Origin of the sequence: Blautia sp. NSJ-175 (genome assembly GCF_022867815.1) — a bacterium.
GTDB lineage: Bacteria > Bacillota > Clostridia > Lachnospirales > Lachnospiraceae > Blautia > Blautia celeris.
In genome coordinates, this window is record NZ_JALIFQ010000016.1 from 27,494 (window position 1) to 44,576 (window position 17,083).

A 17,083-nucleotide genomic window follows, 5' to 3' on the forward strand; every position below is an offset into this window, starting at 1 on the left:
GTTACTATTCAGCAGCGGTAAAAATTCCATCGCCAAAGGCGGGAGTACGGAACAGTTACCAATAAGATAACAAACAGATATGGAGGAGGAAGAATCATGAGTGATATGGTAACCATCAAATGTATAGAAGGAAGTCTGAAGGGACAGACATGGACATTTCATTGCGTAGATACAGCAATCATCGGAAGAACGGCAAAAGAAGACAGAACCATTGTAAATAAAATAAATGTAACAGGTAATGACAGGATTTCCAGGTTTAATACATTTTTCAAAATTGACCCTCCATATGTCGTTGTCAGAGATATGGGAAGCCTTAACGGAACCTATGTAAACGGCAGGATCATCGGAAAAAGAGAGGACGGCATGTCAGCGGAGGAGGGAAGAAGAGGCTCCTACCGTGAGGTCAGGCTTAAGGACAGTGACGTGATAGGTATGGGAACTGCAGGGCACAGGGAACAGTTCATCGTGAATATCGAAGAAGAGAAGCCGGACGGAAAAATGCAGATTTCCGATATAGTCAATGAAGCCATTAAAAAACAGGAAGAAGCAGAACGGGAGTATGCCAACGCAGTTGTGGGTCTCAGAATACTGAAAACGCTGGGGCATGGAGGGTTTGCCAGTGTACAGTTAGTGGAGGATGTAAAAACCCATAAACAGATGGCATTAAAGCTCATGCATCCCGCTGCGCAGACGAATCCCCAGAAACGCTTCTGGTTCATGCGGGAAGCATCTGTTATGATGCAGCTGAAGCATCCAAACATTGTAACAACCCATCAGCTGCTTTTCAGCGGCAGGGATTTTCACATTCTTATGGAATACTGCAAAGGGGGCAGCCTGGAGGATCTGTGTGCAAACAATGGAGGCAAATTGGGGCTGCGTCTTGCAACGGAAATCATATGCCAGATATTAGATGCCCTGGATTATGCTCATAATGCGCAGATTATCATGGAATCAAAGGGAGGTAAAAGGCAGGTAAGAGGTGTGGTGCACAGAGACATTAAACCTCAGAATATACTGCTGGCAGAGGACGGCACGGTTAAACTTTCTGACTTTGGTCTTGCCAAAGCCTTTGAACTTGCAGGACAGACTGCAGGGGGATTACCTACATTGTCAGGACAGTACTGCGGCTCCGCCTTATTCTGCTCCAGAAAGCAGCTTAATCACTATCGGGACGCAAAGCCTGAGGTGGATGTATGGTCAGCAGCAGCTACATATTATTATCTTCTTACAGGAAGGTATGTGCGCGACCAAAACGGCTGTAAAGATATTTATGAATATATCTATAAAAATGATGTTCAGCCTATCCTGACCAGAAACCCCGGAATCCCGGTCAGACTGGCAAAGGTAATTGATAAAGTGCTCAAAGAGGAAGAGAAAGAGAGCAGTACCTATACAACAGCCAGAGAATTTAAAAATCAGATTCTGGAGGCTTTGAAATAAAATTAAGGGGGAATATTATGAAATATTCAAAAGTTTTTCTTTATGCCATCAAAATGGCGGAAAATCATAAAAGAGAAAATGCCGGGTTCAGTGGAGAGGACCGGATCCTTCTGGAAATTATTAAAGCTGCAGGAATGCCTGTAGAGCTTATGGCCGGATATCTGCATTTGGCACCGGATGATGCGATGCTGCAGGAAGTTTTTGATTTGAACAGTGTATTGAAGGAAGTACCGGCTGAGGATATTATTCGCTATATCAGGCATCACGGAAATCAGGAGACAGCAGATGACAAAAGGGCAGAGGAGAGCTGCAAGCTTTTTCTGGCCCTGTGTATTGCAGGTGCGGAACGGCGTGGGGAGAGAGTGCTGACTTCGGTGAGAGTGTTGAAAACATATATAAACCATACAACCCCCCTGAGTGAGGTGGAAATACACAGGAAAGAGCAGATACAACACCTTGTGGATAAAGTAGGCAGACTCAGGGAAACACTTCTTGCACGGGTACATGGGCAGGAACATGCGGTAAATGCTTTTGCAGACGGAATCTGGAACGCCGGCATAACAGAGGCTGTCAACCCGGAGCGGAGAAAACCCAGCGGTATTTTCCTATTCGCAGGTCCTCCGGGGGTCGGTAAGACATTCCTTGCAGAGGAAGCGGCAAAAGAAATGGAACTGCCATTTTTACGTCTGGATATGAGTGGTTATTCACACAAGGATTCCGAATGCGATTTGGCAGGATTTGCAAAAACGTACAATAATGCGAAAAAAGGTATTCTGACCGAATTCGTAGAAAAAAATCCCAGGTGTGTTTTGCTCTTTGATGAAGTGGAAAAGGCTTCCAGGGGAGTTATTCATCTTTTTCTTCAAATTCTGGATGCAGGAAGTCTGACAGATTTATATGAAGGAAATAAGATCTCCTTCAAAGACACTATCATTATCTTTACCACGAATGCGGGCAGGACCATATATGAGGCGGAGGATGCTCCGGATGCGGCAGATTTATCACCAAAGAAAATACTGGATGCTTTGGGCGCAGATGTGGATCCGGCAACCGGTATTCCCTACTTTCCTCAGGCAGTCTGTTCCAGAATGAGTACAGGGTATGTACTGATGTTCCGTCATTTGCAGGCAAAAGACCTGGAAAATATATGCGAACAATCCTTTGTCAAAGCTGCCAAGCAGTTTGAAGATACATATCAGATAAAAGTTGTGGGAGAAAAGAGCATTTTTACAAGTCTTCTTTTTGCCCAGGGAGGTCAGCCGGATGCCAGGAACCTGTCCGCAAAAGCAGGAAACTTTCTGCGGGATGAGCTGCGCAAAGTGTTTGAATTGTTTACAAAAGAAAATATAGAGAAGTCCCTTTCCGCGCTTCAGACCGTGAAATTTGTCACCGAGATTCCGGAAGATAAGAAAGAGATTCGGCGGCTTTACAAGAATCCCGGACAGACGGACATGCTGCTTCTGGGCACAGGGGAAAAGGAACTGGAAAAGGAACTGAAAGAGCTGCGCATCCATACAGCGAAAGATGAAGAGGAAGCTGCGGGTATCGTAGAGGCGCAGAATATACAGTTTGCTGTACTGCAGATGAAGCCTCTTTGCAGAAGCGGCCGGGATGCAGATATGTCCAAAACAATATGCTGTTTTGACCATGTACCATTGGGTGCTTCCGATTTGGCAGAAATAAGGGGATGGATCCGGATGCTCCACAGACAGATACCGGAACTTCCCATTTATTTGATGGAAGGAGAAGTGGAAGGAGCCGGGCAGAAAGCTGTCATAGATAAAGAGCTGGAGCGCAGGCTTGCAGCAGAAGGCGTGTGCGGGGTGATACGCGGAGGACAGAAAAGCGGGGATGGTGCAGCAGAACAGATACGCAGAATAGCGAAAGCCACATATATGCAGAGAATGGCCAGGCAGCTGAAGGAACAGGCTAAAATTCTTACTTTTGACACGGCGCCGATTATTGAGGAAGGCGGAAAAACCATAAAAATCCGGCTTCGGGATTTTGCCCTGGAGCAGGTACTGTCAGCCGGAGATGAGAAGCATGTGATGACTGATGCGGAAAGACCAAAAGTCCGTTTTGAGGATGTGATTGGGGCAGATGCGGCGAAAGAAGAGCTGAAGTTTTTTGTACAGTATCTGAAGGAACCCGGAAGATTCTTGGCAGAAGGGCTGACTGCCCCAAAAGGTGTATTGCTGTACGGTCCTCCGGGTACAGGAAAGACACTTTTGGCAAAAGCTATGGCGGGAGAATCAGGAGTGACTTTTCTGGCAGCGGAGGCCAGCAGTTTTGTTAAACAGTATACGGGTACCGGTCCGGCAGCCATACGGGAACTGTTTGGAAAAGCCAGAAAATATGCGCCTTCTGTAGTTTTTATTGATGAAATAGACACGATTGGGCGGCAGCGCACCGGTGGAGAGTCCGGAAGAGCAGAGGAGGCAACACTGAATGCCCTGCTTGCAGAAATGGATGGCATAAAGACAGATCCCCGGCGCCCCATATTCGTACTGGCAGCCACAAATTATGAGGTAGACCGTTCGGCAGAGGGAATCGGTGTGATTGACCAGGCCCTGTCCCGCAGATTTGACAGGAAGATACGCGTAGGACTGCCGGACGAGGCTGCCAGATACCGGTATCTGAAACTGCAGACAGGGAAATGTCAGGCAGCGATATCAGAAGATATTTTAAAACAGATTGCGGAACGTTCTGTGGGAATGAGTCTGGCGAATCTGGAATCTGTGGTGGAGCTGGCAAAAAGAAATGCTCATAAAATGCGAACGGCTGTCACAGACAGGATTCTGGATGAAGCTTTTGAACTCACGATGCACGGAGAAAAGAAAGACTGGGGAAGGGAATATCTGGAACGCGTAGCCAGGCACGAAGCCGGCCATGCACTTCTGAGCTGGAAGAACGGGGAACTGCCCTGTTATCTGACTATTGCAGCCAGAGGCGGACATGGGGGTTATATGCAGAAGTCTTCCGGTGAAAGGCCTATCCGTACCTATGAGGAGATGCTGGGCATGATTCGCACGGCACTGGGAGGAAAAGCGGCAGAAATCGTTTATTACGGGAAAAAAGACGGTAATTCCACCGGAGCATCAGGTGATCTGCGCCAGGCTACCGGCATTGCCAGGAGTATTATCTGCAGTTACGGAATGGATGAGGAATTCGGATTGGCCGTGTATTCAGAGAAAGAAATGCAGCATGGAACACTGGGCGATGAAGTAAGGCAGAAAGTTAATGAGATGCTGAAACAGGAGCTTACAAAGGCCATCGAGATTGTCAAAGAGTCCCGGAATACCATCGACCTTCTTGTCAGGCAGCTCCTGGCTAAGAATCAGTTGGGGAAAGAAGAGCTAAAAGCTATTTTGGAACAATAAGAAGCAATGACAAGTGTGATAAAGAATGGGGAGACTATGAAGACTATTAACAGTGTTAAAATATCAGCCAGTTCCAGAGTGGGAGGCAGGTCGGAAAATCAGGATGATTTTCTGATTGATACAGAGAAAATAAGCGATCAGAGCAGAGAATTCTGCTATAAAGGGACATCAGAATTAACAAAACAGCAGATCTACATAGTCTGTGACGGGATGGGGGGAGAACAGTATGGGCAGGATGCGTCCCGTAAGGCAGTAGAATATTTTGAAGGACTTTTACGGGAGGCAAAGAGGCCCTTTACGCCAATGGATATTGCCGGAGAGATACGCAGGCTAAACCAGGAAATCGTGGATTATTACAGGTGCAGACAGGCCAGAGGCGGAACGACCATTGCTCTGGTGATGCTGAACCCGGACGGAACTATAGAGGCATTTAATATAGGGGACAGCCCCATATTTCTGGTGAGAAACGGTAAAATTACCATGCTGAGTGAGGAGCAGTCCATGGCGGGAATAAAACTAAAAAAAGGGACAATATCCCGGGAAGAATACAGAGAAAGCCGTGAGAGAAACCTTCTTCTCGGTTACCTGGGAGATGATTCCGGAGTGTCTGTGGACCATTTGTTTTACAGCAGAAATAAATATCAGGCAGGTGATAAAATCTTATTGTCATCAGATGGTCTTTTGGATAAGACAGAGCCGGAGGAGATTTTAGGGCTTCTGCAGCAGGATTGTGGGGCGGATGTGCTGACGGAAGAGGCAGTCAAGAAAGGGGCCGGGGATAATGTCACGGCAGTGCTGCTGGAAATTCAATAGAAATGGAATTTCTATGTATAATACAAGGAGGATTTTATGGAAGAACTTAGGACTATGGCATTCAGAGATATTCTGGAACGCTGCGAAGATAACGAGAACTTTTTGAAATTGATGGAGGAACATCAGGATGCGATGACCGTGTGGGCAGATGTATTTGCTTATTGGATGGAAGAAAAAAACGGTACGATCGCTGCACTTGCGGCTTACTGCAAAGTTACCCGCAATACTGCCAGACAGTGGAAACAGAAAATTCCCACAAAACGGGAACAGGTTGTGGGAATCGGCATGTATTGGGGATTTCAGCTGGAGCAGATTAACCGGCTGCTTACCAGAAATGCAAAATATCCCGCACTATATGTTAAGAACCCTGAAGATGCCATCTTTATTTACCTGATTCACAATAAAAAGGATTATTCCATGTATGAATTTTATATGGAGGAATACAGGAAAATGCAGGAGGAAAAGGAGCCGGAACAGAAGCATTTGGATGGGACGGAAGAGAAAACCTTTGAGCTCAATGCAGCGCTTCTTGAAGTAATGGGAGATCAGGAGTTTAAGAAGTTTTTGGAAGAACATATGGAAGTATTTGAAGGGAGAAACCGTAAGCTTTATAAGTTCCTGGAAGAGTACTTTAAACTGGAGGAGCGCAATATAAACAGTCTGGTGGATGATGAAAAGCTGAAAAATGCATATAACAATGCTTTTTCACACTTAAAGCGAAAAGGTATTGTCCCCAGAAGAAATCTTCTGATTGCCATGGGCATTCATCTGACCATGCCGGTGGAGGATATTAACCGCATGTTAGAGCTTGCCGGGATGGAAGCCCTGTGTCCAAAGGACAGGATAGAATCAGCGGTGATTTTTGTCCTGGAAGATTTGTATCTGAATGATTCTGTTCTGTTCAGTGATGCCGGCAGAAAGCTTACTGCCGGCCTGGAAGAGCTGATCGATCGGTGCTGTCCGGATATTGTATGGAATGAAGAAGCGTGCAGTTTCCAGAATATTGAAGATGTGCTGGTGCAGAAAAAGAAATCCGGTGCCCCTGATATAGAAAAGTTTTATGAAGAGGGGGAGTTAGAATCCGTAGCGGATTATGTAAAGAGAAGAATCCGTGAGTTGGAACTGAGGGAACCGGAGGAAGATTTGGAGCTGTTTCTGCAGCTGCTGTAGATGCAGCGGTTATGGTGGAAATGATTAAGGAGAATTTATGGATATTGCAATGAGAGATATGAGGGCCATGCTTTATCAGGAAGGTGTGCTGAAAGAAAATGAGAAAATGATCAGACAGATTGGATGCGGACAGTCTGCCGAGGTTTATCTTGTGCTTTCAGAAGACGGGGACATCTATGCTCTGAAAATCATGAAATTAGAAGAACATCAGATATACCAAAAGCATCTGCGGGAGGAAGCTGAGTACATGAAACTTCTGGCAGAAAATTCTCATGTGGTCAAAATATATGATTACCGGGAATTTGCCGGAAAGGAAAGCGCTTATCTGGCACTGAAAATGGAATATCTTAAAACGTTTCCCTGCTGGCTGAAGGAGGAAATCATAGGTAAAGGATACATATCCTTGAGAGATTTATGGAAGCTGGCTTCTGATATGTGTGCTGTTCTGGACGCTATGGAAAAACTCCATGTAATCCACCGGGATATTAAGCCGGAAAATATCTTTGTGACCGGATGGGAAGAACCCGAATTCAAGTTGGGAGACTTTGGAATCGCAAGGGAGCTGACCCATGCGACGGTAGTAACACAGCTTGGGAGCCTTGGCACCTGTGCCCCGGAAGTGGCTTTGGGAGGAGAAGCGGATTTTACCTGTGATATATATTCTGTGGGCGCGGTGCTATACTATGTCCTGAATGGGATGCGGTATCCCTATTCCGGTCTGAAGGCTCTGATGGAGAAAAAACAGCCGGCGCCTCCTGTTTTGGGGACTGCCGGGTGGAAAGAAATGGTGCTTAAGATGATATCCGCAGATCCAAAGAAAAGATTTCAAAATGCGGAAGAATATAGAGAAGCACTGCAGGAAGTAAAGAGAACCCAGGAACAGGCTGTAAAGAAGGAGGAGTATGGGTTTTCCTGTTATCAAAAGGCAAAAGGTTTCTTTTTTCAGGAAAACTATGAAAAAGCGGAGGAGACAGCCATGGAGGGATATGCATGCGGCAGTATTCCCTGTGCAAGACTCGCAGGCCATATCTGCAGTATAAAAAACAGAACCGAGGAGGCATATGATTATCTGGAGGAGGCGGCTCAGAAGGGGGATCCGGTATCAGCCTGTTACCTGTCACGACTTTTGTTCAGAGATGCCGGAAACCGGATGGATCTGAAGGAGGCAGCGGGTTATTTGGAGCAGGCGCAGAAAGCGGGGCTTTATATGGCTGATTATGATTATGGATTGTATTGTTACTATGGAAAATATCAATTTGAGCAGGACAGGGAAAAAGGACTTTTGCTGATTGAGAAGAGCGCAGAGGAAAATTACAGAGATGCCATAGAATTTTTAATTGAGCATTCGCAGGACAGGGAAAGCTGGAAATTTCGTAAAAGGGAACACATTTTGATACGTGATATTATATAAGAGATATCAGTGAAAATTTGCAGGCATGATTGCCTGTTTCAAAAATCAGATACCCGGGTGGACAAAATCCCCGCCTCGCCCATCTAATAAGTGTACAAAGCGAACAGGAGCTCCGGACTCCACAAAGGGGGATGAGTATGAACATATTACTGATCAAAAGGGCCAAGAAGCACGACAAAGCCGCGTTCCAGAAACTTATGGAACAGCAGGGGCCTGCTTTATATAAGGCGGCCAAAGCCATTTTGAAAAATGACGAGGATGTGGCAGATGCCATGCAGGAGACAGCCCTTACATGCTGGGAGAAGATAGATACTCTGAAAAAGGATGAGTATTTTGCAACCTGGCTGACACGAATTCTGATCAATCACTGCAATTCCATTTACCGGCAGAGGAAGAGACTGGTCTCAGAGGAATCCCTGCCGGAGGCGTGGGCGCAGGATGAAAGCTATGCAAATGTGGAGTGGAGGGATTTCCTGAACAGTCTTGATGAGAAATACCGGATCTTAGTCATTTTATACTATGTGCAGGGATTCAAGACGAGGGAGATCGCGGAAATCCTCCAGATAAACCAGAGCACAGTGAGAGGCAGACTGGCGAAAGCCAGGGAAAAGCTGGAACAGCAGTACAACATGAGCGGGGAGCCACCCCGTAGTATGCCGGATGTTCAGAAAAAAGCAGTACACTGCGGATTGGAAAGGGGTATCTGATATGAAAAATTTTGATAATATGATCGAAGGTCTCAGGGAAGACACAAAGGTTCCGGAAGAGGTATGGAAGAGATATACAGCGACACTTGCAAACCTTCCCGAGAAAGAGGGAAAACGGGAACCCGGCAAAAGAAATTGGATAAAATATACAGCGGCAGCAGCAGCAGCGGCCGTTACCGTGACAACAGTCTGCTTTGCAAATCCTGCATTTGCGGCTAGAATACCAATCCTCGGTGAAATTTTTAAACAGGTTCAGCATCAGTCCACGTTTTCGGGAGATTACAGTGATAAGGCGGAAGTCCTGTCCAGGGAGGAGGCTGACGGCACAATTCCCGCTGATTCCGGTTATACGGTTCAGGATGCAGGTGTGACAATCACCGCATCGGAGATTTACTGTGACGGGCTTTCCGTATTTGTGACGGCAGAGGTGGATGTGGAGCAGGGAGGACTGAACAAAATCCCCGGAAATATCCTGTATCTGGAGGGAGACTGGAAGCTCTCTGACAGTGCGGAAGAAATCAGGCTGATGAACAATAACCTGGAAGGAAATATTGTGGATGACAATACCTTCGTGGGCATGCTGAAGCTGGATCTGGAGGAACAGGACCTGCAGGCAGGTACTCTTGAACTTCAGCTTTCCATGGTCGGATATGATGATATCAATGAAACAGATGCGGAGGACATATCAGCTTTCCATAAGATTCAGGGTGCGTGGAGCCTGGAACTGCCGTTTGAAGTGGACACGGAGGCAGTAAAGGAGATACCTGTAAACAAAGAGGAAAACGGATACAGCCTGAATAAAGTATTTGTATCGCCGTATCAGGTGATCACATATACAGACGCGCCCTATACGGAGAGAGAGATCACCAGGGAAGAGTACGAATCTGTTATGAGGGAAAAGACAGGAGGTTCGGATGATTTCGGCATTACATATGAAGAATTTGCTGAGCAGATGGGCCGGACATACGAGCAGTGTCAAACCATCATATTTAATCAGGACGGGGAGAGACTGACACCGACGGCGGAATTTTACGGGAAATCTGTGAATGCTGTCCGGGGAATGGATATATCGGAACTTAAAATTTATGTTTTCGATGACATGGATCTGTGGGTACAGGCAGCAGAAGAGGGCGCAGACAGTGAAGCGTTGAATCAGGCGGTTTTATCAGCGGATATTGATGTAGAATCCCTTCGGTAAACTAACAAAAATCTCTCCATTTCTTTAGTTCTTTTTTCTATTGACGATTGTCAGCATTTGGTATATAAAGGGTGAAAGATGCATGATGATCGGAAGGATAAGGATGAGATGAAACGGATAAAGAGTGTGCAGGTGCGTCATCAATATACACTGCTTCAGTGTTTTTACTGGGTATCAAGCTGCGCGATCATGGGATTTGCAGCGGTGTTTCTGCAGTATAAGGGATTGTCCAACACGCTTGTGGGAATGTCCGTGGGCGGTGCGGCGTTTATCAGCATATGGATGCAGCCGTTTCTGGCCGGAGTGGTGGAAAAGGTCCGGGGGCTGAGCTTAAAGAAAATGATCCTGCTGATCATACTGGCAGTGACGGCGGGGTATCTTGTCCTGGGGACGGTACCCCTGCCGAAAATGGCCATTGTAGGGCTGTATCTTGTGCTGAACACCCTGTACAACTCAATTACGCCGCTGATCACGGCAATGGGAATGGAATACATGAACCAGGGATACGAGGTGAATTTCTGCATTTCCAGAGGGCTTGGCTCAGTCAGCTATGCTGTCAGCGCCGTGATCCTGGGGCAGCTTGTGGAACATTTTTATCCGGGGATTCTCACCTTTGCCTTTGCAGGTATGGAATTTCTGCTTTTTGTGGTGGTGCTCTCCATGCAGGACCCCAAATCTTCCGTGGTCAGGGAAGAACAGGAGCCGTCCAGCAGTGTGATGGAGATCCTCAGGGGAAACAGGCCTCTGCTGCTGTTTGTAGCCGGGTTCGGAATCTGCTATATGACAAGCTCCATCCTCGGTACCTATATGATCAATATCGTGCGTGAGCTTGGGGGAACGGATGGTACCTTCGGGATTGCAGCGTTCTTCTGTGCAGCCAGTGAGATGCCCGCCATGTTTTTGTGCAATTATCTCATCCGTAAGGTATCCTGTAAGAAACTGCTGAAGCTGAGCAGCGTGTTCTTTGTTCTTCGCCCGCTGGTGATCTTTCTGGCGCCGAATCTGGCGGTGGCATTTCTGGGATTTGCGCTGCAGTCACTGTCCTTTGGTATCTTTACGCCGGTCTCCGTGTTCTTCATCAACCAGGAATTGAAGGAGAAGGACAGGATCGTGGGACAGACCATCTTTGGTATGGTGACAGTCGGAGTGGGAAGCTGTGTGGGGAATCTGGCGGGCGGGTTTCTCATGGACAGGATCGGACTGAGACCCACGCTGGGGCTTTGCGTTGTGTTTGCCGCTGTGGGATTTTTGATCACCCAGAGGGTAAAGGTGGAGGATACAGGTCCAAGGCGGAGAATTCTTCAGGTGGAGACAGCAGGGCCGGGAAAAGAGAGAGGCAGGAGATAGCAGAGGGAGTATTTCGGCAGATAAGAGTCAGAGTACGCTTCGGTAGGATATTTCATAGAAAGGGAGAAAAATGAACGATAAAATATGGAAAAAATGTGTGGAATTTCATGGTCATGAGTGCGGCGGCCTTACCATTGGCTATAAGGCAGCTCTTTACGCCATGGAACTTTTGGACATTAAGATGGGGAAAGACTGCTGTGTCTCCCGGGATGAACAGCTTGTGTGTATTTCAGAAAATGACGCCTGCGGCGTGGATGCCATTCAGGTAATACTGGGATGCAGTGTGGGAAAGGGGAATCTGCTCTTTCATATGTGCGGAAAGCAGGCATTTTCCTTCTATAACAGAGATACCGGCAAATCCGTACGCCTGGTTCTGAAGCCACGCCCGGAAGGCCTGAGCAAAGGGGAATCCTTCCGGTATTATCAGGCGTGCAGTTTCGAGGAAATGTTTGATGTAAAGGAGACAAAGATTGCACTGCCGGAAAATGCAAGGATCTTCAAATCCATCTGCTGTTCCCGCTGCGGGGAGACTGCATCGGAAAATATGATGCATCTGCAGGGGGATGAGATTCTCTGCAGGGACTGTTATCGTGAATATAACAGATTTCAGGTTTGACAAAGCCGCGTCCGGCGGTTATAATGCAGGAAGAACCGTAACGATTCAGCAGGTCTGCCCGTAACTGTAAGGCCGCTGAACAGTTACAGTAAATAAATATCAATTTAGAAATGAGGTGTCTTTGTGCTGAGGGTTTCCGTAGTGGAGATTACAGAATAATCGAATAATCTGTAGGGATAGTATATCATTTTTTCTGATACCCTATCCTTGTATCAGTGTACCCTGATGGCTGATACATTCGCTTACGAACCCTTATCATACACTTCAAATATATTGGAATGATGGAGAGAATACAGTGCTTGGCTGCTTTGAAGGCGGCTTGTTTTTGCGCTGCTGTATGGATTTTTCTCATGGAAGACCACAGAAGTCGTATACCCGTTCGGGGCGATGTATCTGTGGTCTTTTTGTAATAGTTCAGACGGGTCTGTGTTCAGCTTGTCGGAACGGTTACGTCTTTTTTAGAGAGGAAAAAACATGAGCAGAAAATCATTGGAAACAATCGGATATTATCATATATTAGAAAAATTAAAAGAATGCGCCGCCACAGAGAATGCGGGAAACAGAATCATGGAAATGGTTCCCATCCTGTCAGAGACGGAATTGAGAAAGCAGCAGCGGGATACCACCCAGGCGAGAGCTATGATAGAGCTGGCGGGAACTCCGCCCATACCGGCCATGGAGCATGTGGAGGAATATCTGCAGAAGGCGGTCAGAGGGGATATGCTCCTGCCGGAACAGCTTGAGGAGACCGGCATGTTCCTGAGTGCCGTGCGGCGGCTGAAATCCTATCTGCTAAGAGGTGAGGAGGGACGGATCAGCCTTGCCTATTATAACCAAAACCTGGCCTTTCCTGAGGAACTGCAGGAAGAGATAGAGCGCTGTATCAGAGGCGGAAGAGTGGATGATTATGCCTCCGCCTATTTAAAAGATATCAAAAAACAGATTCAGATTCTGGAGGAAAAAGTAAGTGAGAGGGCAGAGAGGGCACTGAAAACCAACAGGCAGTATCTGAACGACTCCTTTGTAGTCACCAGAAACGGAAGATTCTGTATCCCTGTGAAGAAAGAGTGCAGGTCCATGGTTCCGGGCAGCGTTGTGGAGCAGTCTTCCACAGGCGCCACACTGTTCATAGAACCGGAGGCAGTGGCAAACCTTCGGGAGGAGCTGGAAATATACAGGATCGAGGAGGACGCGGAGGAGCGGAAAATCCTGTACACTCTCACCAATATGACTGCTGAGAGGGAAGCAGAGCTGATGGAGGACATCCGGGTCATCCAAAAGCTGGACTTCATGTTTGCCAAGGGAAAACTGAGCCTGGAAATGGATGCCGTGGAGCCGAAGATCAACCTGGAACAGTATATGGAGCTGAAAGGCGCCAGACATCCCATGCTGGAGAAGGAGAGCTGTGTACCGCTGGACTTTCAGATCGGCAGGGGAATCCGCGGCGTGATCATTACGGGGCCGAATACCGGAGGTAAGACGGTGGCTATCAAGACAGTGGCGCTGATGAGTGCTATGGCCTGCTCGGGCCTGCACGTTCCCTGCAGGGAAGCCGATATATGTATGCAGAACCAGATCCTGTGTGATATCGGTGACGGGCAGAATATTTCGGATAATCTGTCAACCTTCTCAGCCCACATTAAAAATGTGCTGGACATTTTAAAACGGGTAAGACCGGACAGCCTTGTGATCATGGACGAACTGGGTTCCGGAACAGATCCTCAGGAGGGAATGGGAATCGCCATTTCCATACTGGAGGAACTGCGCAGGAGCGGTGCCCTCTTTCTGGTCACCACCCACTATCCTGAGGTGAAAGAATACGCGGACAGGTACGGGGACGTGCAGAATGCCAGAATGGAGTTTGACAGAGACAGCCTGAAGCCTTTGTATCGGCTGAAAGTCGGAGAGGCGGGGGAGAGCTGTGCCCTGTATATTGCAAAGAGACTGGGATTTCCGGACAAAATGCTGGCTTCTGCAGCCAGGGAGGCATATGGGGAGAGAAGTGAGGCTCTGATTCAAAATATGCACCTGCACGGCGGCAGCAGCAGGCTGGAAAAGCTTCACGCGCCGCGTATTGAAAAAGCAGCCGTGGTCAGGGACAGCATGGACGCTGTGCGTAAATTTACCAGAGGCGACAGTGTGACCATACTGCCGGATGAAAAGATCGGAATTGTGGTGAAACCGGCAGATAAGAACGGAAATGTCCTGGTACAGCTCAGAAATGAAAAGATGCTCATCAGCCATAAACGGCTTAGGCTGAAGGTGGCGGCTGCGGAACTCTACCCTGAGGACTATGATTTCTCCATTATATTTGACACTGTGGAGGTCAGAAAGGCACGTCACAAGATGGGAAAACACCACATGGAGGGCCTGGAAATAGAAGTGGAGGAATAGGGAATAGGCTGCAAACCGGAGGGAAGTTTCTTTGATGTTTACTGAGGAATCTGTTATAATCCTTGATAAAGTATAAAGTACCGGGAGATTTTTATGCAGAGAATACTAGTGATAGAGGATGACACGGATATAAACAGGCTGCTGTGCCGGATTCTTGCGAAGGCGGGATATGAGACAACGGCCGCGTATTCGGGAACAGAGGCACAGCTGAGGCTTGAGAGGGAAACGCCGGACATGATCATGCTGGACCTGATGCTTCCTGGAATCAGCGGGGAGGAGATTATCAAAATGGCGCGTACGGAGATGGGACTGCAGATTCCAATCCTTGTCCTGTCTGCCAGGACTGCCCTTAAGAACAAGGTGGAGACCATCACGCTTGGGGCAGATGATTATATAACAAAGCCCTTTGAGCCGGAGGAGGTGCTGGTACGCGTCATGGCTGCTTTCCGGCGCTGCGGCAGTCCGGGTGCCGGAACGGAATCTGAACGATACACGTATAAAGACCTGATACTGGATCAGGCATCCAGAACCGTCACGGTAAAGCAGAGGGAGATTTCCCTGACCAGATACGAATATGAGATTCTGTGCATTCTGATACAGCAGCCCCGGAAGGTATTTTCCAGGGAAAGCCTCTATGAACAGGTATGGAAAAACGGGTATTACGGGGAGGATAACACCGTCAATGTCCATGTGAGTAATATCAGGAAAAAGATAGCAGCCATAGACCCGGAGGCGGAATATATCCGTACAGTCTGGGGTATCGGATTTAAAATGGCGTGAATCCGTCTTTACGATTTCTTTAAAGTTTCTTGAAGACTTATTAAAAAGCGGCCGATTATAATATAGCCACATGAAGAGATAAGTTCAGGAAAGGATGAAAAAGATATGACAGCATATGCAGCGGAAGCGAGAAAAGTCACCAAGCGGTACGGCAGTTTTACTGCACTGGATAAGGTTGACATAACTGTAAAAAGAGGAGCCGTTTACGGATTGGTAGGGGACAACGGGGCAGGAAAAACTACATTTCTGAAACTGTTGTCAGGCCATATTTATGCGGATGAAGGGGAACTTACCTTATTCGGCTGCCACAGCCGGAAGGATATGGAGGAACAGAGGAGAAGGACCGGAGCTGTCATAGAGGCGCCGGGATTCTATCCCCAGATTTCCGTGGAGAAGAATCTGGAGTATTACCGGATATTAAAAGGGGTTCCGGGCAAAAGGGCAGTGGATGAAGTCCTGGAGCTGGTGGGGCTTGCAGACCGGAAAAAGAAGCGGTGCAGGGATTTATCCCTGGGCATGAAGCAGCGGCTTGGCCTTGCCATTGCCCTGATCGGTGAACCGGAGCTGCTGATCCTGGATGAACCGATCAACGGCCTGGACCCAAGCGGGATCATAGAGATCAGGAATCTGCTGCAGCGGCTCAGCCGGGAGAAGAATATTACCATTATCCTGTCCAGCCACATACTCACAGAGCTGGAGCAGCTTGCCACAGTCTATGGGTTCCTTACGGACGGAAAACTGGCTGAGCAGATCACTGCGGAGGAGATAAAAGAAAAGTGTTCGGACTACATTGAGATCAATGTGTCAGAACCGGAGCGGTATACTGCTGTTTTGGAAAAGAAATTTCACACGGAAAGCTACAAGGTCCTTCCGGACAAGACCATTCATATTGTCAATCCCATGATGGATATCGGCGCGTACAGCCGCCTTGCCAGCGAGAACCGGATGGATATCTCAAGGCTGGAGAGAAGACAGGTGACGCTGGAGGAGTATTATATGGATTTGAAGAACGGAGGGCGGAAATATGCTTAATTATATAAAAGGTGAGGGATACCGCATTACACACAGCAGGGGAATGTACGTGGCAGCAGGAATCGCATCAGGGCTGCTGGTGCTGATGAATCTGGTGCTGTATATAAGCAATCAGAATATTACAAATTTTCCATACGGCCTTATGAGCTTTTCACTGAATAATCTGATCGCTAATCTGCAGATTCTGTTTATATCGGGTTTTGTCGTAGCGGCGCTGCTGTTTGGTGATGAGAGAAAAAACGGTACTTTGAAGAACGTGGTGGCTTATGGGATTCCAAGGACACATATTTTTATCGGAAAATGTGTTGTCAGTATCGCCACAGCTCTCTGCTGTATGGCAGTTATCCTGGTCTTTTACGTGGGAAGTGCCTATCTGCTGCTGGGTGGTCCCGCGGCCGAGCCTTTGGGAAAGATGGCAGGGGGAATCGGAGCGGCAATGCCCAGTGCCTTTGCGTCTGTGATTCTGGGTGTGGCTTTACTCACCCTTTTTGAGAAGGATGTGGTGGCAGCAATCGTCTGGTTTGCGGTTATGAATGTGATTCCTGTCATCTGTTATTATGCGGGGTTTAAGGTGGAAATTCTGCGTAAGATCGCCGGATGGATGCCCTGGAACATCTTCCGCTTTGAGGTGAGTGCCAATATGTCGGGGTACCACTGTCTGTGGGATACTCCCTCCGGACTGGCAAAATGCATCATAGCAGGGGCTGCCGGGATTCTTATCTTTGGCGCAGCGGGTATTTTAGTAAGCAGGAAAAAGGAAATCGGATAGAGTTTGTCCGAACCGTGTGAAGGAAA

The 17,083-nt window shown here is 47.6% G+C and carries 13 protein-coding genes; all 13 read left to right on the forward strand.

Annotated elements, in window-relative coordinates; genetic code table 11:
* The first annotated feature begins 96 nt into the window (after positions 1 to 96).
* The 13 genes from MUB35_RS21325 (at position 97) to MUB35_RS21385 (ending at position 17,057) form a co-directional block, all read left to right on the forward strand.
* Positions 97 to 1,440 carry a protein kinase domain-containing protein gene (locus MUB35_RS21325; protein WP_052099051.1) on the forward strand — a complete coding sequence of 448 codons (1,344 nt, stop codon included), beginning with the start codon at positions 97 to 99 and terminating at the stop codon, positions 1,438 to 1,440.
* Between the two features lie 17 nt (positions 1,441 to 1,457).
* On the forward strand, positions 1,458 to 4,820 hold the full coding sequence (locus MUB35_RS21330; RefSeq protein ID WP_244806800.1) for an AAA family ATPase: 3,363 nt from the start codon (positions 1,458 to 1,460) through the stop codon (positions 4,818 to 4,820).
* Positions 4,821 to 4,856: 36 nt separating this feature from the next.
* Positions 4,857 to 5,633: a PP2C family protein-serine/threonine phosphatase gene (locus tag MUB35_RS21335; protein ID WP_244806801.1), complete on the forward strand. Its 777-nt coding sequence runs from the start codon at positions 4,857 to 4,859 to the stop codon at positions 5,631 to 5,633.
* A gap of 36 nt (positions 5,634 to 5,669) precedes the next feature.
* Positions 5,670 to 6,803: a hypothetical protein gene (locus MUB35_RS21340; RefSeq protein WP_033139936.1), complete on the forward strand. Its 1,134-nt coding sequence runs from the start codon at positions 5,670 to 5,672 to the stop codon at positions 6,801 to 6,803.
* 37 nt (positions 6,804 to 6,840) lie between these two features.
* The gene (locus MUB35_RS21345; RefSeq protein WP_244806802.1) at positions 6,841 to 8,214 is read left to right on the forward strand and encodes a protein kinase domain-containing protein; all 1,374 of its coding nucleotides are present in this window, start codon (positions 6,841 to 6,843) and stop codon (positions 8,212 to 8,214) included.
* A 137-nt stretch (positions 8,215 to 8,351) separates the two neighbouring features.
* Entirely contained in the window at positions 8,352 to 8,921 is a 570-nt protein-coding gene (locus MUB35_RS21350) for an RNA polymerase sigma factor (RefSeq protein WP_244806803.1), read from the forward strand.
* Position 8,922: 1 nt separating this feature from the next.
* Positions 8,923 to 10,119, forward strand: coding sequence for a DUF4179 domain-containing protein (locus tag MUB35_RS21355; RefSeq protein WP_244806804.1), 1,197 nt, complete (start codon positions 8,923 to 8,925; stop codon positions 10,117 to 10,119).
* Positions 10,120 to 10,227: 108 nt separating this feature from the next.
* Positions 10,228 to 11,466, forward strand: a complete 1,239-nt coding sequence (locus tag MUB35_RS21360) for an MFS transporter (RefSeq protein WP_227209649.1) — start codon at positions 10,228 to 10,230, stop codon at positions 11,464 to 11,466.
* Positions 11,467 to 11,536: 70 nt separating this feature from the next.
* Positions 11,537 to 12,082 carry an FmdE family protein gene (locus MUB35_RS21365; RefSeq protein ID WP_227246029.1) on the forward strand — a complete coding sequence of 182 codons (546 nt, stop codon included), beginning with the start codon at positions 11,537 to 11,539 and terminating at the stop codon, positions 12,080 to 12,082.
* A 474-nt stretch (positions 12,083 to 12,556) separates the two neighbouring features.
* Entirely contained in the window at positions 12,557 to 14,476 is a 1,920-nt protein-coding gene (locus MUB35_RS21370) for an endonuclease MutS2 (RefSeq protein WP_148391875.1), read from the forward strand.
* Between the two features lie 93 nt (positions 14,477 to 14,569).
* Entirely contained in the window at positions 14,570 to 15,256 is a 687-nt protein-coding gene (locus tag MUB35_RS21375; RefSeq protein ID WP_033139929.1) for a response regulator transcription factor, read from the forward strand.
* 105 nt (positions 15,257 to 15,361) lie between these two features.
* Positions 15,362 to 16,288: an ABC transporter ATP-binding protein gene (locus MUB35_RS21380; protein ID WP_033139928.1), complete on the forward strand. Its 927-nt coding sequence runs from the start codon at positions 15,362 to 15,364 to the stop codon at positions 16,286 to 16,288.
* Positions 16,281 to 17,057: an ABC transporter permease gene (locus MUB35_RS21385; RefSeq protein ID WP_244806805.1), complete on the forward strand. Its 777-nt coding sequence runs from the start codon at positions 16,281 to 16,283 to the stop codon at positions 17,055 to 17,057. The genes MUB35_RS21380 and MUB35_RS21385 overlap by 8 nt, the downstream gene beginning before the upstream one ends.
* Positions 17,058 to 17,083 lie beyond the last annotated feature (26 nt).